Source organism: Clostridium omnivorum (genome assembly GCF_026012015.1).
In the GTDB taxonomy this organism is placed as follows: Bacteria; Bacillota; Clostridia; order Clostridiales; family Clostridiaceae; genus Clostridium_AX; species Clostridium_AX omnivorum.
Genome location: NZ_BRXR01000001.1, coordinates 3,697,902 through 3,719,466, shown reverse-complemented (window position 1 = coordinate 3,719,466; position 21,565 = coordinate 3,697,902). Strand labels below are relative to the sequence as shown.

Below are 21,565 nucleotides of genomic sequence, written 5' to 3'. Positions count from 1 at the left end.
CATGACATGGTTATTATTAATAATAATTGGTGTGCTTCTACTTTATATAGTATATTCTCACTTAAAAATTAATAAAAAAAATAAGGATATGAACTATATTATCAATATTTTAAATCAAATTTCCACTGAAAACGCTCAGGGTAGAATAAGACTTAGTACTTATGATAAAAGAATAAAATCCCTCTGCTTATCAATAAATGAGTTTTTAACCAGCTTTAACAATCTTAAAGTTAGTGAAGCTGAATCAAATGAAGCAATGAAAAAAATGTTATCTAATATTTCTCATGATTTAAGAACCCCACTAACTGTAATGCTTGGCTACATAGAGCAGCTTAATATAAATACTTCAATTAGTGATGATGAAAAGAAGATGTACCTTAATAAGCTTGAAGCAAAAATCTATGAAGTAAGTTCTCTTATAAATGAATTTTTTTCATTAACTAAACTTGAGTCTGGTGATGAATATATAGAGCTTGAACAAATAAATGCCTCTGAAGTGCTTAAGGAAACAATACTTGGCTTTTATGACACATTAGAATCAAAAGAAATTGCAATGGATATTCATATTCCTGAAAACGACGTATACTGCTTTGGAAATATAAAAGCCCTAAAGAGAATCTTAAACAATCTTATAACTAATTCTATAAAGTATGGCTTTGAAGGCAAGGTAATTGGTATAAAACTATATGAAAAAGATAATCTCGTATGGATTGAGCAATGGGATAGAGGGAAAGGTATTGCTGATACAGAATATAAAAAAGTCTTTGAAAGACTTTATACCCTAGAAGATTCAAGAAACAAAAACTATCAAGGTAGTGGACTAGGTCTAACTATAGTTCAAACTCTAATTCATAAAATGCAAGGGGAAATAACCATTGAAAGCATACCTTATAAAAAAACAACCTTTAAGTTTTATCTAAAAAAACATATCTAACTTAGCTTACTCAATAAATAATTTAGATTCACGAGCTCTATTTAAGAATTTTGTAAGGTTTGTTTTATAAATTTTAAAGAAGTTATTCCTATAATATAATTGTAAGCAAGATTAAAGCTTGTTTATCAATTAATATATTATAATTTGGAAACGCAGCAATCCTTTATTGTTGTGCATCCATAAGGAATACAAGGAGGATATTATGTCATATGTACTGCGAACATTTAATCTTAACAAAAAGATAAAGAACACTGAAATTATAAACGACCTTAATATGAATATTAAAAAAGGTGAAATTTATGGTTTTTTAGGTGAGAACGGTTCAGGAAAAACAACAACTTTAAAGTTAATAACAAACTTACTAAAACCTACATCTGGTTCAATTGAAGTTTTCGACGAACCAGTAACAAATGATAATTTTGAAATCTTAAAAAGAATTGGAAGTATAATTGAGTATCCATCTTTCTATGAAAAGCTAACTGCAGTGGAAAATCTTCAGATTCACAAAGCTCTAATGGGTTATGAAGATAAAAATTGTATAGTAGAAGCCATAGAAATGGTTAAATTAAAAAACTATGAAAAAAAACTTGTTAAGCAATTTTCTCTAGGAATGAAGCAGCGACTTGGTATTGCAAGGGCACTTCTCACAAAGCCTGAACTATTAATTCTTGATGAGCCTATAAACGGACTTGACCCTTTAGGAATTAAAGATATAAGGGAACTTTTAATAAATCTTTCCAAAAATTATGGTATGACAATTTTAATATCTAGCCATATTTTAAGTGAAATAGAGCAGCTTGCAGACAGAATAGGTATAATCCATCACGGAACAATGATAGAAGAGTTGGATTATAATACTATTCAACAAAAAAATAGACATTCAATCGAAATCATTACAAACGATGTGAAAAAAGCTACTTTCTTGCTTACTGAAAAGCTTGGCATAAACAATTTCATAGTGGATGATTTCAATAAGATTAAAATATATGAAAGATTAAATGAAAGCAGCAAAATAAATTTAATTCTATCACAAAATAATGTTGAAATAGAATCTATCAATATTAAAAAGGACAGCTTAGAAGACTATTTTATAACATTAATAGGAGGTAATAAAAATGCATAATTTAATAAAAATAGAGTTCATGAAGTTGAAAAGAAGAAATAAGCTACTTGGCATTTTTATAACCTTTATATTATCTTCAGCAAGCTTGATACCTATAATGTTCTATGATAATAAAGTACCAAGCTGGACAGATATTACTGGTCTAACTATTTCCTTAGCTAATTTAATTTCAAATATATACCTATGTGTTTTAGTAGGTGATATGTTTCTCGATGAATATAATAATAAGACTATAAATGTTATGTTTAACTACCCAATAAGCAGAACAAAAATATACTTTTCAAAAATCTTTGTACTTTTATTTTACTCAATTTTACTTACTATCATTGGCTCCGTTTTCTATATAGGAATTGTCTTTACAATGAATACTTTTCATCCAGTGTTAACTGGAACCTTTAATCATGATTTAATGCTAACGTTGCTTCCTATTATAGTTATTTGTTCCATTACGAATACAATGTTTGCTATAGTATACTCTTTCTTTGCCACAGTTATACGAAGCATTCCATTAATGATATTCTCTTGTATACTATTAGTTAACTTTGCTTCAAATATTTCTATTACAAACTCTTATCTAGTCATTCTTAAACTTTTAGGAATTAGTATTATTTGCAGTCTGGTAGCTATACCAATAATTTATAGCCTAAACAAGAAAGATGTGATTTGTTAATTTTAGAGGTAGGATAAATATCCTACCTCTTTCTATCTAAGCTTCTAACTTATAATTTATTTGACAAAATCACACACTAAAGATAGAATTATAGAAGTTTTCAATGATAATATATAAGTATAATAATTTAAATTTGTTATAAGGAGATACATATGACTACTTTATTTCAAGAACTTGGATTAAATGATAGCTTGGTAGAAGCATTAAAAAAAGAAAATATAACTATACCTACTGAAATTCAAACTAAAACAATACCACTTGCCCTAGAAAATAGGGATATTATTGGTCAATCTCAAACCGGAAGTGGAAAAACCTTAGCTTATTTATTACCTATTTTCCAAAGGATAGCTGAAGAAAAAAGAGAAATGCAATCCATCATTCTTGCTCCTACCCACGAGCTAGTCATGCAAATAGATAATGAAATAAAGCTGCTTTCTAAAAATTCAGGCAAGGCTGTTACCTCTACTACTATTATTGGAGAAGTAAATGTTAAAAGACAAATAGAAAAGTTAAAAGAAAAACCACACATAATAGTTGGTTCCCCTGGCAGGATTTTAGAATTAATAAAAAATAGAAAAATAGCTGCCCACACTATTAAAACCATTGTTATAGATGAGGGCGACAGGCTACTTGATGAAAACAACCTTTCTGTTATTAAGGATGTTATTAAAACCACTTTAAGAGATAGGCAGCTAATGGTCTTTTCTGCTACTATAAATGAAACTACCTTTAAGATTGCAAAAAGTCTAATGAAAGAACCTGAACTTGTAAAGATAGAGGAAAATTTACAAGTAAATCCAAACATAAAGCATCTTTATATAACTGCAGAGCAAAGGGACAAAATTGAAGTACTTCGTAAGCTTTTAGCTGCTGAAAAACCGAAAAAAGCAATAGTATTTTTAAATAAGGGTGAGGAAATAGAACTTACAACTTTAAAGCTTCAGTATCATCAAATTAAGGTCTATGGCATATATGGCAGTGCACCAAAGGAAGAAAGAAAAAAGGCATTAGAAGCCTTTAGAAATGGAAACATCCAAATCCTAGTAGCTTCTGATTTAGCAGCTAGAGGGTTGGACGTGAAGGATGTCACACATATAATAAACCTTGATTTGCCTTTAGACTCAAAAGAATATATTCATAGGGTTGGAAGAACTGGTAGAGCTAATATGAGTGGAACAGCTATTTCCATTGTGACAGTGAAAGAGTTAAATCAAATAAAAAAATTTGAAAAGGACTTGAAAATACAAATAGAACTAAAAGAACTGCACAAGGGTTCATTAGTTGATACTTATACTGGAAGCTCATCAAATATTAAACGCCATAACAGTAAGCCTTCCAGCAGCAGACCTTCTAAAAAAAGCTTTATCAAAAGCAAAGAAAAGGTTTCAAAAAAATAATTTTTCATAAAACATTGAGGCAGATATTATCTGCCTCTTTTTATATATTTACATATTTGATGATATTACTTAATGAAATTATGTGTTTCATCATTTATTGTACTGTGTTTAAAACCATAAGCAAAATAAATCGCAAATCCAATAAGCATCCAAACTCCAAATCTAATCCAAGTAACTAAGAGCAGGCTTGCCATTAGATATAAACAAAATACTACTGTAAGTGCAGGTGTATATGGAACTCCTGGGCACTTAAACTTTCTCTCAACATTGGGCATTGTCCTTCTAAGTACAACTACACCAGCAGATACTAGAATAAATGCAAACAATGTACCTATATTGCATAGCTCCATTATTACACTAAGAGGCAGCAATCCAGCCATTACAGCTGTAACAATTCCAGTAATAATAGTACATAGACCGGGTGTGCTATATTTTTTATTTACCTCTGCAAAAACCTTAGGAAGCAGCCCATCTCTTGCCATTACCATAAATATTCTAACTTGACCATATAGAGTAACAAGTAGAGTTGATATCATCCCAACTACTGCACCCACACCAACTAATGCAGAGCCCCAGCTAATTCCTATGTGAGAAAGTGCACCTGGAAGAGCATCATTTACATTTATAGATTTAAAAGGTACTATTCCTGTCAACACTAGAGATACTGCTATATACATTATTATTACTACACCTAAACAAATTGCAAGTCCGAGCGGCACATCCTTTTTAGGGTTTTCAGTTTCTTCTGCCGCAGTAGATACTGCATCAAAGCCTATGAATGCAAAAAAAATGATGGCAGCTCCTGACATTATTCCATTTATCCCAAACGGAGCAAAAGGATGATAATTTGCAGTATCAATATGTGTAATCCCTAAAAATATAAATACAAGAATAACAAATATTTTTACTCCAACAATTATATTATTTATTTTAGCACTTTCAGAAACTCCTAAATATAATATCCAAGTTATTAATGCTGTAATTAGAACTGCAGGTAAATCTATAATTCCTCCAGCTGTAGGTGCACTAGTTATCGCTGTGGGGATACTTATACCATAGTTCTTCAATATTCCCACTAAAGTACCTGACCACCCCGATGCAACTGCCGCAGCTGACACAAGATATTCAAGAATTAAATCCCATCCAATAATCCAAGCAATAATTTCACCAAATGCAACATAGGAATATGAATAAGTGCTTCCTGCCACTGGGAACATAGTAGCAAGTTCTGAATATGTCAATGCGCATAATGCACTTGTTATAGCTGCAACAATAAATGAAATAGTTACTGCTGGACCTGCAAGTTGTGATCCTTGGCCTGTTGCAACGAATATTCCGGTTCCTACAACAGACCCAATTCCAAGTGCCGCTAAGTCAAAAGCACTGAGTTTTTTCATCAAGTGACTTTCTGAGGCAGCCCGTTTAAAATCTTCAGTAGTTCTTTTTCTAAATAAGTTCACGTCTTTTTCCTCCTAAGTATCATTGTTTAACAAATTTACAATTACAATTATTAAATTTTAGTGATATAAGCATCTTTAGTAAAGTATTAAAGTAATATAATATATAGGATTTTCAATTTTATAAATATTATTAAATTTATTAATATTTTTCAAACATATGCACATACTAAATACAAATGCAATATAATATATAAATTGCTTCAATTTTACTATTGACTCACAGCACACAAACAGTTTATAATAAACATAATGAATTATGCAATTTTATTTCCTGCATAATTCATTATATATTGAAATCTTAAGCTAAACTGAACTAATTAAATCTTATTTTGCAAGGGGGTATGTATACCATGTTAGATTTTAATCTAATTAACCAAGAGATAAATAGTATTTTGAAAGAGGAAAATAACGAAGTAGTATACAGAGCCTGGTTATCCTGCTTTGAAAATTCTATATTTGAAAATAATAACATTGTTGTTATAGTTCCAAATATGTATACAAAAAACATTATTGAAGAAAGATATTTATACGACATAGAAGAACAGTATAGAGAAAAACTAAGCTTTAATAATATAATTTTTAAATTGAGCAATTATGAGTCCTTTGACTGTATTCCTTCAAAAGAAGCAACTACCGAAGCTTTTGCTGTCTTTGAAGATATTGTTGAAAAAATCAATAATCAAACTAAGAAGGTATATGAATTCATCGAAGCCGCATCAAAATCTGGTCTTCATTCAATTTCCTATATTCTTCCCATGGATTGGGTTTTAAACGAAGAGGTTTATATAAGGATAAAAGAATTAATGTCCTTAAAGGGCTTTAAAGCTGAACTTGAAAACTTAGATAACAAATATACTTTAAATCTATCTTGGTAGCTGTTTGGAGCAGAGTTAATATTAAATTTATAATAGCTTTGTTCCTTCAAACTTAATATTGAGCATTATAAACTTTTATATAAAAAGAGCTAGAATTAACTTCACTTAATTCTAGCTCTTTAATGCTATAGTTTTTGAGTTTTAGATAACTCTTGTTCTAAATCTATAATTCTCCTGTTAAGAATAGGATGCATTACATAGGGTGCAATATCACATAATGGTTTTAATACAAATAGCCTCTCATGCATTCTTGGATGAGGTATAATAATTTCTTCAGAGGCAGTTATTTTATCCTCATAGAGCAGCACATCCAAATCAATAGTTCTTGGTCCCCACCTAATGACTCTTTCCCTTTTTAAGTCTTTCTCTATACTTAGCATAAATCTAACCAATTCTTCCGGTGTTAGTAGTGTTCTTATTTCTGCAGCACAATTTAAAAAATCATCCTGTTCCAAATAACCAACAGGTTTTGTACCGTACATTGATGATACTTTTTTCACTGTACATTTATCATTATTCATATACTCTAAAGCCTTTTTAAGGTTATCTTCTTTATCCCCCATATTAGAACCAAGTCCTATATATGCCTTATGCCAGAACCTTTCAACTTCTACAGCTGCATAATCTACGGGCTTACCAATAGGGGCCCAAGGCTTCTTTACTAATACTTTAACTCCTTCAACCATAGAGTAGTTAAGTAAAATATAGTTTGCTAAAGCTTCAGCTGATTTTTCAATCAAATCATATTTTTCTTTTTTAAATTCTTTTTCTACTGCATGACATAACTCTGCATAATTTACCGTAGCATCCAAGTTATCAGTTTGTCCGGCCTCTCTTAAATTTAGGAATAAATCTATAGAAATCAAAAATCTTTGTCCCATATTCTTTTCTTCTTCATTAACACCGTGAAAAGCATATATCTCTAAATCTTTTATATATATCTTGTCCATAAGCTCACCAGCCTTAATTTATTTTCTTACAATGGCATCGGTCATCATACATGCTCGTTTGTTTTCAACCACATCATGAACTCTTACAAAATCACAATTTTTCATAATTCCTATAACTGTAGTAGCTATAGTACCTTCAACTCTATCCTTAGGAGGAAGATTTAATGTATTTCCAATCATTGACTTTTTAGAGGTTGCAAGAAGCACAGGATATCCTAGGGTACTCAATTCCTCTAATTTATTCATAACTACAAGATTTTGATTGTAATCCTTGGCAAATCCAATACCTGGATCTACAATAATTTTTTCAGGACCAACTCCTGCCTTTAATGCAATTTCTATACTTTCCTTTAAATCTATTAAAATATCCTCCATTAGGTCATTGTAAACATTGTTTTCTCTATTGTGCATTAAACAGCATGCAGTACCATATTTAGCAGCTACTTCTGCCATTCTAGGATCCTTCTTGAACCCCCATACATCATTAATAAGCGATGCACCCTCAAGTATAGCTGCTTCAGCTACATTAGCTTTATATGTATCTATAGAAATAGGAACATCAATCTCCTTCACTAAAGCCCTTATAACAGGAATTACCCTACTTATTTCTTCCTTTTCATCAACTGGAATGTGATTTGGTCTTGTTGATTCTCCTCCAATATCTATGATGTCTGCACCCTGTTCAACCATTTCTTTAGCATGTTTCACAGCCAGCATAGTATTATCATATTCTCCTCCATCGGAGAAAGAATCAGGTGTAACATTAAGTATTCCCATAATATAAGTTCTTTTTCCAAGTTCAAAGTCTTTGCAGCCTACTTTTATTGTCTTTCTCATACCTTCACCCTCCTTAATACTCAATATCATAGTTTCTTTTTTCTTCAGTCCAATTACAGCTTTCCCTTGCTGCACAATAAAAACAACTTCGAGATTTTTTATCACTAACGGAAATAATATTTTCTAATTTATTTTCACTGCAATTTAAACCTCTATGTCCTTCAATTGCCTTTGTTATTTCATCTATTTCATTATCATTGTATCCAGCAGCCTTAAGAATTTCTAATGACTGTTCTGCACTGGCAATATTATGTGGAGTTCCATTCTCATACTGTTTCCATCTTCCAATGTCATGAAGAAGAGCTGCAGCATATATTATATCCTTCTTTATATTCAGCTTTTTTTCTAAAGTTATAATATAGCCAATTCTTGCCACATCTAAAAAATGCTGAAGATTGTGTCTGCAGTAAATCCTATTTGCTTCATATAATTCAATTTTTTTTAAGTATTCATTGTAAAGCTCATTATGAAGTATTGAATTTATTCTATCTGTATTATTATCCACAACTACCCTCCTGTATTCCTTTGGGGTGCACAACAATTATTAATTGTTGCGTCTCCTAGTCTCTAATAAGTTGAAGTACTTCTTGCCTAAGGCTTTTATTATCTTCAAATATACCTCTTACAGTCATAGTCTTAGTTTTACTGCCAGGCTTTTTAATTCCTCTCATATTCATGCACAAATGCTCTGCCTCAATTATTACCATAACCCCTTGTGCATCAAGATATTTTCTCAGTGCATCTGCAATGTCTGAAGTCATTCTCTCTTGAAGTTGTGGTCTTTTAGCATATACCTCTACAGTTCTTGCAAGCTTACTTAAACCTGCAACTCTACCGCTTGGTACATATGCTATATGAACCTTTCCATAAAAGGGAAGAAAATGATGCTCACACATTGAGTAAAATGGTATATCTTTTTCTATTACTATATCATTGCTCTCTATTGAAAAACTTTTAGATAAATGCTTTTCTGCACTATCATTTATACCTGAAAATATTTCTTCATACATCCTTGCTATTCTATCAGGAGTTTCTATGAGGCCTTCTCGCTTAGGATCTTCTCCTACTGCCTCAATTATCATTTTAACCGCTTCTTTTATTTTGTTATGATCTATCATAATTTAAACCCTCGTTTTCTATTAAGTCTTATCTTAAGATAGCATCAGTTTTTAATAATAAACTGGCTATTATTCTCCTACGTATAAAATTATATCAAATGATTTTAATTATTAATAGTGCCTTAATTATACCCTAGTAATGAAAAACTTATTTACTTAGTGATATTTTAATGATATTTTTAAAATACAGGTATTATAAATAACTATAAAATAATAGATTGTAGAATACTATAAATGAAAGGAGAGCTATATAATGAGTACCTTTAATATTACTTCAATAGGTATTATCCTTGCCTGTTTAGGCTTTTATTTTCAAGGCAAAAATCAACTCTTAGCTTCACTTTTTGCTTTAACTGGTGCAGGTTTTATTTTAGTTGCAGCAGGCAGACTAAGAGCACAAAAGAAAAAGCTTAAGGAAGTACAAAAGAATAAAAAAAATAGGAAACTATAGCCACAGGCTGTAGGGTATAATATGTAAACATGCTGTAAATACTATTTCTACTACATAAACCTCATAAAGCCACTTTACCACCTTTTTAATTTATTTTAATTTTAAGGAGGTAAAAGTCCTAAATGGACTTTTACGGGTAAGCCTGCCTATGGCAATCGGCATGAATGGCTACCCCGTGCTCCGACTGATAAGGAGGAGCTACCATGAGAAATTTTAATAGAGATGATCGAGCTTTTGTCCAATACAGTAAAATAAATGTAGTGAACAATAGCTTACCAGAAAATGCATACGAAAAGTTTTCTATAGGATTATTTCGAACTGATGAGCAAAAGCAATTTTGTATAGTCTTTTATACTTTCTGTGGTATACCTTCAATGAAGCTAGAGGCGGAATGCAATTCACTGGACTTCCTATATGAATGCCAGGATGTATTAAAAGAACTTTCAAAGATAGATATGGATACCTTTAAGCCTGAAGATTTTTATCGCATATTATTAAACTTGGGCATAAAGGACACTTCTGAAAATGTAAATAAACTATATATAACTACCTAAAAGGCGCAGATTTTCTTCGCCTTTTTATTTTTCAAATTTATAGCACATATAAATTTATATATTATTTAAAAAAGGATATCCCAAAACTTGAGATACCCTTAAAATTATTTTTCAACTATTGCTAAAATGTCCTTCTTTACCTTATTTATATCAGGCACATAGCTCTTTAATAGAGACATATTCCCGCGCAGAACATATTTTCCAAGAGATGCAGGAATTAGAACGCTATCTCCCTTTTTTATTTTTTCTATTCTATTATCACATATTATTTCACCGTTACCTTCTACACAAGTGAAAACATAAAATCTTTCTTTATCACTTAGTTCATTTACTTCAGTTTCTATATCATATCTCTCCAGTGAAAAATCCTTGCATAAACAAAGGTAGGTCTTCTCAAAACCATCTTCCTTAACACATAAGCCATTACTCTTTTTGCACTTTAAGTTTAAATCTACAACATCCAATGCCTTTTCAATATGAAGCTCTCTTCCTCTATTATAGTCATAAACTCTATAGGTAGTATCACTATTTTGTTGTATTTCTGCAACAGTTACTCCTTCTCCAATTGCATGAATAAGTCCACTTTTTATAAAGTAAACCTCTCCTTTTTTAACATAAACTTTGTTCATATATTTTTCTAAAGTGCCATTTTCAATAGCTCTCTTGAACTGTTCTTTTGATACATTATCCTTTGTTCCTACTACAAGGTATGCTCCTTCTTTAGCATCCATTACATACCATACCTCAGTTTTCCCCATGTCTCCTTCTACTCTTTTGCCATATTCATCATCTGGATGAACTTGAACGGATAAACTGTCTTTAGCATTTATAAGCTTTATTAGAAGAGGAAACCATTCTTTAGATAAACTTGTTCCTATAAGCCTATCTCCCATTTCCCCTATAAGATTATCCAGTCTCTTTCCTTTTAATTCACCATTAGCTACAATACTTGTACCATTTTTATGACAAGCTACATCCCAGCTCTCACCTATATCTCCATCTGGAAGATTATCTCTAAATAGACTAAAATCTCTTCCACCCCAAATCTTATCATAGTATAAATTTTCAAATTTCAATGGATACATAAGCCTTGACCTCCAAAAGTTACTTTTTAAATATCAATTTTATTTTATACTATATTTTAGCATAATCATATGAATAATTTATACTTTTCGTCTAATTTTTCAATATATTTAATTAAAACACTAAAAATATAATAAATTAATACAAAAAAAATAGCAAAAGCTAAATTGCTTTTGCAAGAGAAAAACACGACTATTTCCATCACTTTCCATATACCTTATTATACTCTAGTATGCTTACTTGTCAACATAGGTTCATTAATTATTAATGATATTTTCAGAAAATTCACATTTCACCCAGCAAATCTTTTATTTATATGTGATCCTTAAAATTGTAAAGTTAGAATTATTTATTTATAATAATATATATAACTTAAATATAGAGAGGGTAATGCTATGAAAGAATTTGAAAACCAATTATTTTTAAAACCTGTTACAGAAGTTATAAAGAATAGAATATCCATAAGATCATATAAACCAAAAATGCTAACTGAAGAACTAAAAGAAAATATAATTACCTTTATGGAAAACTTATCTGGTCCCTTTAGTGCTAAAGTTCGCTTTAAATTTGTAGATTCAAACATACTCTTAGAAAATAATCAAATTAAGCTTGGTACCTATGGCATGATTAGAGGTGCCTCATCTTTTATAGTATCGGCGGTAGAAAATGCTGAAATGAACCTTGAGGAACTTGGTTATGAATTTGAAAAACTTATATTATATGCTCATTCCCTAGGTCTCGGTACTTGCTGGCTTGGTGGTACCTTTAAAAAAGGCGAGTTTTCAAAAGCTATGAATTTAAACAGTGATGAATTACTACCCACTGTATCACCTATAGGTTATCCCAATGAAAATAAGAATTTTTTTGATTCCCTTGTGAGGTTAGCTGCGGGTTCAAAGAATAGAAAAAATTTTGAGGACATATTTTTTAATAAAAATTTTGAAACTCCTCTTTCAGAAGAATCAGCTGGGATTTATAAAACTGCCTTAAACATGGTAAGACTTGCTCCTTCTGCTTCAAACAAACAGCCATGGAGAATAGTTAAGGATGATACGCAATTTCATTTTTATTTAGATCATGCTAAAGGCTATTCTGATAATTTGGGTTTTGATATGCAAAGAATAGATATAGGCATTGCTCTATGCCACTTTGATCTAACTGCTAAGGAAATGGGTTTAGAAGGCAGCTTTATAAAGCGTGTTCCATCCATAAAACCATTAAATGAAAATACTGAATATATTATAAGCTGGACTGAATAAAAAAGCAGCGGTAGAAGTAATCAAAACTTCACCGCTGTTTTCATTAATTGAAAATACTCTTATATCAATTAATTAAACTACTACTTTTGTAATATAAAATTGCAGTTGTCCTGAAAGTAATTCAAAAAAACTTTAGCAATTACAGAATGTCCTTTAGCATTTGGATGTATTCCATCCGTGCATAGTAGCTGACTGTAATCTGGATAGTTTAGAAATGCACTTCTCACATCTATTAAATTAGTTTTGGTCTTATTTGCTACATCTACTACCATTTCATTGTAGTAGTTATGCCAATAATATATTTCTTCCTCGGAACCAAGCCATCTCAATACATTTTTCTCGGCTATGGGATCTCCTTTAGTAACCCATTTAAAATATCTTTTAGGATCTAAAGGTGGTAAAGTCATGAGCGCTGGCATTATATTAGCCTCATTTAATGTGTCTATCATCTCTAACAGAGTTTCACTAAAAATACCGATATCAGTATTAGGTTGATGCTCAGTCTCGGGACTTTGTGCAATATCCTCCCATTTAAAATCACAATCGTTGCCGCCAAATTCTATAACCACAATATCAGGTGTTTTTTTCATAACGTCATTATACATCTTGCTCACACCTCTTATAACAGTACTTCCAAACTTTCCTGCATTATAAACGGTGCCTTTTATACTGCTTGCAACAATATTGGTAAAGCTGTCTTTTATAGTTGAGTATTTATACTTTTCACTATCAAAAACAACCCCTTTCGTAATAGAATCTCCAAAGAAAACAAGATTATAACTGTCTTTTATATTCATAGCCGCACCTCCAAAATATTATATTAATTATTTGCCCAATTACAAAAAATATGTAAAATATCCTCCAGATTTTGAGCTCCGCCAAAACCTTTAAACACATAATTCTCTTTAATGCAATTAACCCAATTATCTTTGTCAATATGTATATCTACTGATTTAAAATCCTTTGTTTCGTATTCTGTATCAAATAGATCAATATATACATACCACTGGTGATTATCATTTGTACCCATTTCAATCCCTAAAAAGCTCTCACTTTGGCAGCACTTTTTATTTAATTCTTGAAGTAAGTTTAAAGCAGACATAATTGTACTCCTTTTTATTGAAACAAACTTAATATTACCATTTCTTATTACAAGTATATTATATAACGTATTTTAATTAAATACAACACATAGTTTTAAAAACTATGTGCAATCGCACAACTATTTTGCGACACTTTTTTCAAAACAACAATAAGGCTGCTAATATTAAAATACTAACAGCCTATATCGCATATCTAAATATTTTTTTCATATACATAAAGTGAGCCATTGTTAGCTTTAAGAAATTTCTTTCCCTTAAATCCTCTGGACAACAAAATTTTACGCAATTCATACATAACCCCAGCATGGCTTACAATTAGAACATTTTTTTCTTGGTCTTTCAGTGCCATATCTACTACTTCACTAATTCTCTTTTTCGTAATATTACTACTTTCTGGCTGTACAGCACTATTTAATGCCCATGCTAGCCTTCCTAAGAAAAACCAAAAATGATAGGGTAATTTAATATTTATATCAAGGTATGCAGCTGAGGGAATCTCAACTAATTTATCAGTCAAAATTATTTCTCCATGATATATTGTTTTTGCAGTAATTATTGCTCTATCCATGCTGCTGCAATAGCACTTATCCCAATCGCTATCTACAATAAGTTCATTTTTAATTACGTTTGCTCTGTCATAGTTATATTGGTATTCATTATATTCCTTTGCTGTCATAAATCTATTCCTTTTAATATCAACTTTAAAATGTCTTACTAAACCTATTTTCATACATTCCCCACCTTTATTTGCATTAACTCTACATGAAGTTATTATAAAAACACCTGTAATTTTAGTATCGCATTTATTTATATTTTTAAGCATAACAATTTTAAAATATCTATGTTAACTTTTAACAAATATTAAGTTATACTAACTATTACCATTTAAGAAGTAGTTATGCTATTTAGTTTACTTATACCACTTATTTTGGTTCTTTATTTTTATAGAAAATTATATTAATATTTAATAAATACTATAAAAGGAGGGTTAAAAAAATGAAAGTGTTACAGTTGTTTAGAAACCTATTAAGCGGTCTTTTCCTAAGTATTAAAAGATTCCCTGTAACTATACTCCTTTCAGCATTAATTGCAGCCGTGCTAATTACAATATCAGAAACTAATCCTACACAAAATACTCTTGCACGGATAGCAATGATTTTGGCGCTTGGCATCCCTATTTCCTTATCAATAAAACTTTTTTTTGAAAGAAATGAGGATGAAAAATACTTTAAGCTAATTATTTACAACACTATAGGTGCTCTATTATTAATACTCTATTATGTATTCCTCTTGAAGGACCTTAGAATAGTAGAAATTACCAGATACATTGGAGTTAGTTTGATTTCATATCTATGTTTCATATTTATCCCATGTCTTTCAAAAAAAGATGAACTTGAAATTTATGTTATAACCTTATTTACAGGTTTTTTTACAACCTTTATTTATACACTAGTATTATATGGAGGCCTATCTGCAATACTTTTTACTATAGATAAGCTTTTAGGCATTAAAATTCAAGGTAAAATATACTACTATACCTGGATATTAGTTGTTTTTCTATTTGCAGTAGCTTATTTTTTATCAACAATACCATCAAAAACTCAAAAGCTTTTATATAAAAACTATCCGAAGCTTTTAAGAATATTACTACTATATATAGCAATGCCATTGTTAACAGCATATACAATAATTCTCTATATATATTTTGGAAAAATTATAATTACTGCACATTGGCCCATAGGCTTGGTATCTCATCTAGTACTATGGTACTCAGTAATAGTTGTAATTGTGTTATTTTTCATAACCCCTATACTATCTGAAAATAACTGGGCTAAAACCTTTCTAAAAATAGCCCCTAAAATAATACTTCCTTTGCTAATAATGATGTTTGTGTCTATAGGTATTAGAATAAATGCTTATGGGGTTACTGAAAACAGATATTATGTAGTAATACTAGCATTTTGGGTATTTTGTATTATGCTCTACTTTTCATTAAAGAAGGAACTTAGAAACATCTTAATACCTATTTCCCTGTCAGTTGTCACACTTATTTCTGTCTTTGGACCAGTTAGCAGTTATTCAATTTCAAAATACAGTCAAAATAAGAGATTCGAAAAGATTCTTTTAAGCAACAATATGATAAAAGCTGACTCAATTCAAAGTTCTAGTAAAATATCAAAAGAAGATAAAGCTGCGTTAAGCAGTATATTAGATTATTTTAATAGAAATCACAGCTTAAATAATGTTAAATATCTACCTGATAACTTTAAAATACAGGATATGAGTAATGTTCTAGGCTTTTACTATGAAAATCCTATATATGAGTCGCCTTATGGGCGTTTCTACTATATGAGAAACCCATCTGAAGGATCAGTAGATATTAGCGGTTATGATAACCTATTTGATATGAGAATTATGACAGAAGGAAAAAAAGTAGCAAGTAATAGCCCTTTGGATGCATCCTACGATCCTTCATCATCCATTGCAAAAATATCTTATAATGGAAAAAACATTTACTCAAAAGATCTGAATACTTTTTTAGAAGATATGATTAAAAAACATGGAATACAGCCTGAAGGCTATAGAATGTCTGAAGAAAATACATTGCCAGCTGACGAAATGACCTTTTCTGAAGAAAATGAAAAGATGAAAGTAAAATTCGTTTTTCTAAACATTTCAGGAAACAAAAATCAAAATACTGGATCTATTGAAGATAAAGGCTTGGATTTCTATATCTTGGTTAAGTTAAAATAATATATAACATTGAAAAGGCACAATGACTTTATAAAATCATTGTGCCTTTTCACCCTAACTATCTAGTTCGTCAGCTAAATTCATTAATTCATCCTTCATTATTATATTTTCAAGTGCGTCTAGAATTTCCTTCTTATCTTTCTCTTCTATCCCAGTCTTTTCATTGACTATTTTTTTAAGTTCTTTTATTTCATGATTTTTTTGCTTCATTATACCTTGGAAATTTTCCTCCATCTCAGTCCAGTTTTTGTTTAGTAAATTTATAAGTGAAGCCATTTCATCTGCACTGCCAGCAATTCTATTAAAAAGAAGAAGATTTGAAGCTAGAACCTTAGGTATTTTATCGTGTGAATATCTAAGCTGGTGATCTATTTCACCGTAGCCTTCTTCAAAAATTGTTCTTACTTGAATTTCTGCAATAACCTTTTGACTTGTAGGAAAAAACTCAATTAAATAGTGAACAGATCTATACCCCGATTTTCTTGAACATATTTCTATATTAAGTTCTTCAAACCTATGGGTATCGTCTCCTTCCCTGACATTTGCAGTTATCTCAACAACCTTCCAGGTTCTACATATAAAATTATGTATTGACTCCCAGTCTTCCTTAAATATATGTATTGCTCTAACGCCTATTAAATCGTTTATCTCATCCTTATAATTATCTATGGAAAACTGAAAATCCTCTCCATACTTTTTTCTTCTATCTTCAGTTTTTCTAATAATCTTTTCTATTAGACGCTCAGGGTCTTTAACTCTAGATTTTACCGAATGTATTTTTTTACAGGTTCTAAGAGTATCAGCAATAAATCCGGCTTGACTCTCATAGCTATATTTATAGTTAAAAAAGTCTTCGTATATATTATTTAAAACATCCCACTGTATTCTTTTTTCACTCAGGAAATTTTCTGAAAGGTGATATTTGTTTAAAAATTCTTCTTTATTAATGTTCATATTAAGACTCCTCGCTGCATTTTATAAACTAAAGTGGACATAATACTTTAATCCCTCTATATTATTTTATTAAATACATTTTATCATAAACTTATTATGTATTAAAAAAATTCTTAACAAATTATTCAAGAAGTTGTCACTCAGTTTACATAATAAATCTGTAGTATCATATACATAAACAAGCAGTTAAAATGAACGTAATTATTATTATATTTATAGGAGGTATAGCTAATGAGATTTGGACGTGGTTATCAAGGAATGTATGGAATGCATTTTGGTGGTTTTATGATTATACCTTGTATTATTATTACTCTCATTCTTCTAGTTGTTCTAGTTTATTTATTTAATAAGCTTATAAGAAAAAAAGATTTCCATGGAAATAGCGTAAATGCTGCTAACGTACCTTCAGTACCTACTATGGATACTACAGCTAAAGCATTAGAAATTCTAAACATTAGATACGCTAATGGTGAAATAACAGACGAAGAATATAATGCAAAAAAAGAAACCATATTGCACCAAGTTCAATAACTTAAAATGCATTGATAAAACTTAATGTTTTATCAATGCATTTTTTAGTTTACCTGAAAAAATACTTATTCTTCTTTAACTTCTTTTATTGTAAATACTCTAGATGAATAGTCATTTGGATGCTTTTTATAAAAATCCTCATGCCTTCCTGAATAATCCTCGCTTAATATAATTCCTATGATCATAAGTTCATCTCCATAATGCGTAGTACCCTTAGGCTCTACCATATATAGCTTATCCGACTGTAACCCTGTAAGCTTAATTCTATGATATCTATCATTGGGTCTGGATAAAACAGAGTAATAACCTACAATTGCCTTCTCCTTGCCTTTAGAAACAATAATCCAGCAGGTATCATTTCCTTCAAAAGGGCTCATTAATCTGTAAAAATCACCCTTCTGTATTAGATCTCTATGCTCTTTAAAAAATTCTACTTGCTTTTTTACATCCTCTTTTTCTTCATCTGAAAGCTTATTTAAATCAAGCTCATATCCAAAGGTTCCGAAGTAAGCAACATTTGCTCTAGTGTCAATTGAAGTTATCCTTCCTACCTGATGATTAGGAACAGCTGAAACATGTGATCCCATTGAGCTAATAGGATAAACCATGGAAGTACCATACTGTATTTTTAATCTTTCTACAGCATCTGTATCATCACTTGTCCATGCCTGTGGCGCATAATAAAGCATTCCTGGATCAAATCTTCCTCCTCCAGCGGCGCAGGACTCAAAAAGAATCTCTGGGAATTTTGTTGTTAGTCTATCATACAAATTATATACCCCTAAAATATACCTATGCATTAGTTCTCCCTGCTGATTACTATTAAGGAAACTGGAATATGCTTCTGTAATATTTCTATTCATATCCCACTTAATATAAGATATTGAGGAACTTTCTATAGTTTTACACATTAGGTTATATATATAATCTACAACCTGTTTATTAGAAAAGTCTAACACATATTGATTTCTTCCATGGGACATATTTCTGTTTGGATCATGTATAACCCAATCTGAATGTTCATTAAATATATGGCTGTCCTTGCTAACCATCTCTGGTTCAAACCATAAACCGAATTTTATTCCAATATTATTTATTTTCTTACTTAAGCCTTCAATGCCATCAGAAAGCTTATTCTTGTTAACAAACCAATCTCCAAGGGAAGAAGTATCGTCATTTCTCTTACCAAACCATCCATCATCTAATACAAATAATTCAATTCCAAGTTCTTTGGCAGTCTTAGCAATATTTATTATTTTTTCTTCATTGAAGTCAAAATAAGTTGCTTCCCAGTTATTTATAAGTATTGGTCTTACTCTGTCTCTCCAATAGCCCCTTGCTAGCCTAGTTCTGTAAAGCTTATGGAAGGTCTGACTCATGCCATTTAGTCCACAGTCCGAAAATACCGTCACTGCTTCAGGAGTTTGAAACTCCTCAGAAGACTCTAAAACCCACCTAAAGTTAAATGGATTTATACCAAGTGTTACTCTAGATACTCCATAAGAATCCACTTCCACTTGGCCTAAGAAATTTCCACTATATACAAGACTAAAACCGTATACCTCCCCCATATTTTCTGTAGTGTACGGTCTTTTTAATGCTAAAAAAGGATTATGATTTGCACTGCTTGCTCCTCTAGCACTATAGATTGATTGAATTCCAGGCTGCAGCTTTCTTATCTTTATATGGCGTTCTCTGCTCCAAGCCCCTGCTAGATGAAGCATTTCATAATCATCGTCTGGTAAATCTAGACTAGTACTCATAGCACTAGTTATTTCTATTTTATTATTGCCTAAGTTAATATATCTTGCATTTCTGCATATAGCAGCGTAGTCTTCATATATAGTGTAACTCAGAATTAGTTCACAGTTAAGCACATTATCATACAGCTTTATTTCTAAGGTATCCGCTTCATTTTCATCCTCAACATAAGTAGAAGGAAGTTCCTTTAGAGCTTTTTTCCCACTAAATATTCTATAGGATTTATATTTAAAATCTGTTATTCTACTTCCACTTTCACTCTCTATTGAAAAAGCAGGCATTCTGAAATCTGTAGTTCCATAAGATGGATACTCCTGCTTTATATGCTCTAAGGATAGTGTCTGGTTGCCTTCATATAAATTAGAAGTTAACGGTCTAGGTTCTCTTTCTACCAAGTTCAGAAAACCTTTTCTATGATGCAATACTTTTCCAAAATATAAATGCTCTAATTGGTTATTATCCATAACCCTGAAAATATAACTAATTTGTTTATTAAATAAATGAAATTCTTTGTTTTCTTCATTAACAATAATAGGCATATCCTTTCACCTCATTCTTATAAATAACTTATCAATATAATTTTATGTTATTCTATCAGCTATTACAAGCCTTTTATATTAATTCAACTAACTTTTCAAAATATTAAAAACGCGTGGATTACTTCTACTCATGGAATTATATGTAATATTTTGTACTGACTAGTTATATAATTTATCTATGAAATAATAATAAAAAGAGTTATAATAGTAATACTGGAAAAGGTTTTCTAAAATACTCTTATTTAACTTATATTTTAATGAAAAAGGTGGTGTTAATATAGTGTACATTTTAATTGCTATCATACTAATTATTATATTAATTCTTGCTATTGCTAGTGTATTTTTTGCTAATTTAGCTTCAAAACCTAAGGTATGGGATCATGATGAAACCTACACTGTTGATAGAGACAATGGCAAAATTAATGAGGAATGGTATAATTCATTACCAAAAGAGCCTGTTACAATCTTCTCTCCCTACGGTTACCAGTTAGACGGCATCCTGTTTCCAGTTGAAAATTCAAAAAAAGTTATTATATTTTGTCATGGTATAACTTGGTCTAAGTATGGCTCCGTAAAATATATGAATATGTTTTATAAAAGAGGATTTAATGTTCTTATATATGATCATAGAAATCATGGCAGAAGCGGTGGTAATTTTACTACTTTTGGGTATTTTGAAAAGTACGATTTAAATACATGCGTAGATTTTGTTTTGCAGAGATTTGGGAAGGATGCATATATTGGTGTTCATGGTGAGTCCATGGGTGCTGGAACGGCACTTCAGCATTGTGCTATTGATAATAGAGTTTCATTCTATATAGCAGACTGCCCTTACTCAGATTTAATGCAGCTATTTAAAATAAGACTTAAAGAAGAATTTAAATTGCCTGGATTTCCTATTTTATATACCTCAAGTGTTGTAAGTAAAATAAAGTATAAATTTTTCTATAAGGAAATTTCACCTATTAGGGATATAAAGGATGTTGAAACCCCTATATTATTTATTCATGGACAGCAAGATACCTATATTCCAAATCAAATGAGTATAGATATGTATAATATTAAAAAGGGAGTTAAAAAACTTTACTTAGCCCCAAACGCTGGTCATGCTGATTCCTATTGGCAGAATCGAGAAGAGTATGAAAAAATTGTAGAAACCTTTTTAAAGGAAATAGGGTCATAAGACCCTTTTTTTAATAATTAGTTTTATAA

At 30.6% G+C, this 21,565-nt stretch carries 22 protein-coding genes; 11 read left to right on the top strand and 11 right to left on the bottom strand.

Features of this window, described 5'->3' with window-relative positions:
* Window position 1: 1 nt before the first annotated feature.
* From bsdE14_RS17595 to bsdE14_RS17580, 4 genes are all read left to right on the top strand, one after another.
* Window positions 2-934, top strand: coding sequence for a sensor histidine kinase (locus bsdE14_RS17595; protein ID WP_264851309.1), 933 nt, complete (start codon window positions 2-4; stop codon window positions 932-934).
* A 202-nt stretch (window positions 935-1,136) separates the two neighbouring features.
* Window positions 1,137-2,057, top strand: coding sequence for an ABC transporter ATP-binding protein (locus bsdE14_RS17590; RefSeq protein WP_264851308.1), 921 nt, complete (start codon window positions 1,137-1,139; stop codon window positions 2,055-2,057).
* On the top strand, window positions 2,050-2,727 hold the full coding sequence (locus bsdE14_RS17585; RefSeq protein WP_264851307.1) for an ABC transporter permease: 678 nt from the start codon (window positions 2,050-2,052) through the stop codon (window positions 2,725-2,727). The genes bsdE14_RS17590 and bsdE14_RS17585 overlap by 8 nt, the downstream gene beginning before the upstream one ends.
* 152 nt (window positions 2,728-2,879) lie before the next feature.
* On the top strand, window positions 2,880-4,124 hold the full coding sequence (locus bsdE14_RS17580) for a DEAD/DEAH box helicase (RefSeq protein WP_264851306.1): 1,245 nt from the start codon (window positions 2,880-2,882) through the stop codon (window positions 4,122-4,124).
* A gap of 65 nt (window positions 4,125-4,189) precedes the next feature.
* On the opposite strand, the gene bsdE14_RS17575 is transcribed toward bsdE14_RS17580, so the two are convergent.
* Window positions 4,190-5,584: an amino acid permease gene (locus bsdE14_RS17575; RefSeq protein WP_264851305.1), complete on the bottom strand. Its 1,395-nt coding sequence runs from the start codon at window positions 5,582-5,584 to the stop codon at window positions 4,190-4,192.
* Between the two features lie 350 nt (window positions 5,585-5,934).
* Here bsdE14_RS17575 and bsdE14_RS17570 point away from each other — a divergent pair, with 350 nt between their 5' ends.
* A complete protein-coding gene (locus bsdE14_RS17570; protein ID WP_264851304.1) occupies window positions 5,935-6,459 on the top strand; it encodes a DnaA N-terminal domain-containing protein in 525 nt (174 codons plus the stop codon).
* 125 nt (window positions 6,460-6,584) lie between these two features.
* On the opposite strand, the gene folK is transcribed toward bsdE14_RS17570, so the two are convergent.
* The 4 genes from folK to folE are packed head-to-tail and all read right to left on the bottom strand — an operon-like array spanning window position 6,585 to window position 9,364.
* Window positions 6,585-7,409 (bottom strand): 2-amino-4-hydroxy-6-hydroxymethyldihydropteridine diphosphokinase, encoded by an 825-nt coding sequence (gene folK, locus bsdE14_RS17565; protein WP_264851303.1) that lies wholly within the window; start codon window positions 7,407-7,409, stop codon window positions 6,585-6,587.
* A gap of 18 nt (window positions 7,410-7,427) precedes the next feature.
* Window positions 7,428-8,234: a dihydropteroate synthase gene (gene folP / locus bsdE14_RS17560; RefSeq protein ID WP_264852294.1), complete on the bottom strand. Its 807-nt coding sequence runs from the start codon at window positions 8,232-8,234 to the stop codon at window positions 7,428-7,430.
* 25 nt (window positions 8,235-8,259) lie between these two features.
* The gene (locus tag bsdE14_RS17555; protein WP_264851302.1) at window positions 8,260-8,751 is read right to left on the bottom strand and encodes an HD domain-containing protein; all 492 of its coding nucleotides are present in this window, start codon (window positions 8,749-8,751) and stop codon (window positions 8,260-8,262) included.
* 55 nt (window positions 8,752-8,806) lie between these two features.
* Window positions 8,807-9,364, bottom strand: coding sequence for a GTP cyclohydrolase I FolE (gene folE / locus bsdE14_RS17550; protein ID WP_264851301.1), 558 nt, complete (start codon window positions 9,362-9,364; stop codon window positions 8,807-8,809).
* Window positions 9,365-9,617: 253 nt separating this feature from the next.
* On the opposite strand from folE, the gene bsdE14_RS17545 reads away from it, so the two are divergent.
* Both bsdE14_RS17545 and bsdE14_RS17540 read left to right on the top strand, forming a co-directional pair.
* Entirely contained in the window at window positions 9,618-9,815 is a 198-nt protein-coding gene (locus bsdE14_RS17545; protein ID WP_264851300.1) for a hypothetical protein, read from the top strand.
* 203 nt (window positions 9,816-10,018) lie between these two features.
* Entirely contained in the window at window positions 10,019-10,369 is a 351-nt protein-coding gene (locus tag bsdE14_RS17540) for a hypothetical protein (protein ID WP_264851299.1), read from the top strand.
* A gap of 104 nt (window positions 10,370-10,473) precedes the next feature.
* Here bsdE14_RS17540 and bsdE14_RS17535 read toward each other — a convergent pair whose 3' ends face one another.
* Window positions 10,474-11,454: a type I phosphomannose isomerase catalytic subunit gene (locus bsdE14_RS17535; protein WP_264851298.1), complete on the bottom strand. Its 981-nt coding sequence runs from the start codon at window positions 11,452-11,454 to the stop codon at window positions 10,474-10,476.
* Between the two features lie 393 nt (window positions 11,455-11,847).
* Here bsdE14_RS17535 and bsdE14_RS17530 point away from each other — a divergent pair, with 393 nt between their 5' ends.
* Window positions 11,848-12,711 carry a nitroreductase family protein gene (locus tag bsdE14_RS17530; protein ID WP_264851297.1) on the top strand — a complete coding sequence of 288 codons (864 nt, stop codon included), beginning with the start codon at window positions 11,848-11,850 and terminating at the stop codon, window positions 12,709-12,711.
* 80 nt (window positions 12,712-12,791) lie between these two features.
* Here bsdE14_RS17530 and bsdE14_RS17525 read toward each other — a convergent pair whose 3' ends face one another.
* The 3 genes from bsdE14_RS17525 to bsdE14_RS17515 form a co-directional block, all read right to left on the bottom strand.
* The gene (locus bsdE14_RS17525; protein WP_264851296.1) at window positions 12,792-13,508 is read right to left on the bottom strand and encodes an SGNH/GDSL hydrolase family protein; all 717 of its coding nucleotides are present in this window, start codon (window positions 13,506-13,508) and stop codon (window positions 12,792-12,794) included.
* A 23-nt stretch (window positions 13,509-13,531) separates the two neighbouring features.
* Entirely contained in the window at window positions 13,532-13,813 is a 282-nt protein-coding gene (locus tag bsdE14_RS17520; RefSeq protein ID WP_264851295.1) for an immunity 53 family protein, read from the bottom strand.
* A gap of 194 nt (window positions 13,814-14,007) precedes the next feature.
* On the bottom strand, window positions 14,008-14,544 hold the full coding sequence (locus bsdE14_RS17515) for a phosphoglycerate mutase family protein (RefSeq protein ID WP_264851294.1): 537 nt from the start codon (window positions 14,542-14,544) through the stop codon (window positions 14,008-14,010).
* 266 nt (window positions 14,545-14,810) lie between these two features.
* Between bsdE14_RS17515 and bsdE14_RS17510 the strand changes: the two genes are divergently transcribed.
* On the top strand, window positions 14,811-16,568 hold the full coding sequence (locus bsdE14_RS17510; RefSeq protein ID WP_264851293.1) for a DUF4153 domain-containing protein: 1,758 nt from the start codon (window positions 14,811-14,813) through the stop codon (window positions 16,566-16,568).
* A gap of 54 nt (window positions 16,569-16,622) precedes the next feature.
* Here the strand turns inward: bsdE14_RS17510 and bsdE14_RS17505 are convergent, their stop codons facing one another.
* On the bottom strand, window positions 16,623-17,522 hold the full coding sequence (locus bsdE14_RS17505; RefSeq protein ID WP_264851292.1) for a RelA/SpoT domain-containing protein: 900 nt from the start codon (window positions 17,520-17,522) through the stop codon (window positions 16,623-16,625).
* Window positions 17,523-17,753: 231 nt separating this feature from the next.
* Between bsdE14_RS17505 and bsdE14_RS17500 the strand changes: the two genes are divergently transcribed.
* Entirely contained in the window at window positions 17,754-18,053 is a 300-nt protein-coding gene (locus bsdE14_RS17500; protein WP_264851291.1) for an SHOCT domain-containing protein, read from the top strand.
* 65 nt (window positions 18,054-18,118) lie between these two features.
* Here the strand turns inward: bsdE14_RS17500 and bsdE14_RS17495 are convergent, their stop codons facing one another.
* On the bottom strand, window positions 18,119-20,353 hold the full coding sequence (locus bsdE14_RS17495) for an alpha-galactosidase (RefSeq protein WP_264851290.1): 2,235 nt from the start codon (window positions 20,351-20,353) through the stop codon (window positions 18,119-18,121).
* 280 nt (window positions 20,354-20,633) lie between these two features.
* On the opposite strand from bsdE14_RS17495, the gene bsdE14_RS17490 reads away from it, so the two are divergent.
* Window positions 20,634-21,536, top strand: coding sequence for an alpha/beta hydrolase (locus tag bsdE14_RS17490; RefSeq protein ID WP_264851289.1), 903 nt, complete (start codon window positions 20,634-20,636; stop codon window positions 21,534-21,536).
* Window positions 21,537-21,565 lie beyond the last annotated feature (29 nt).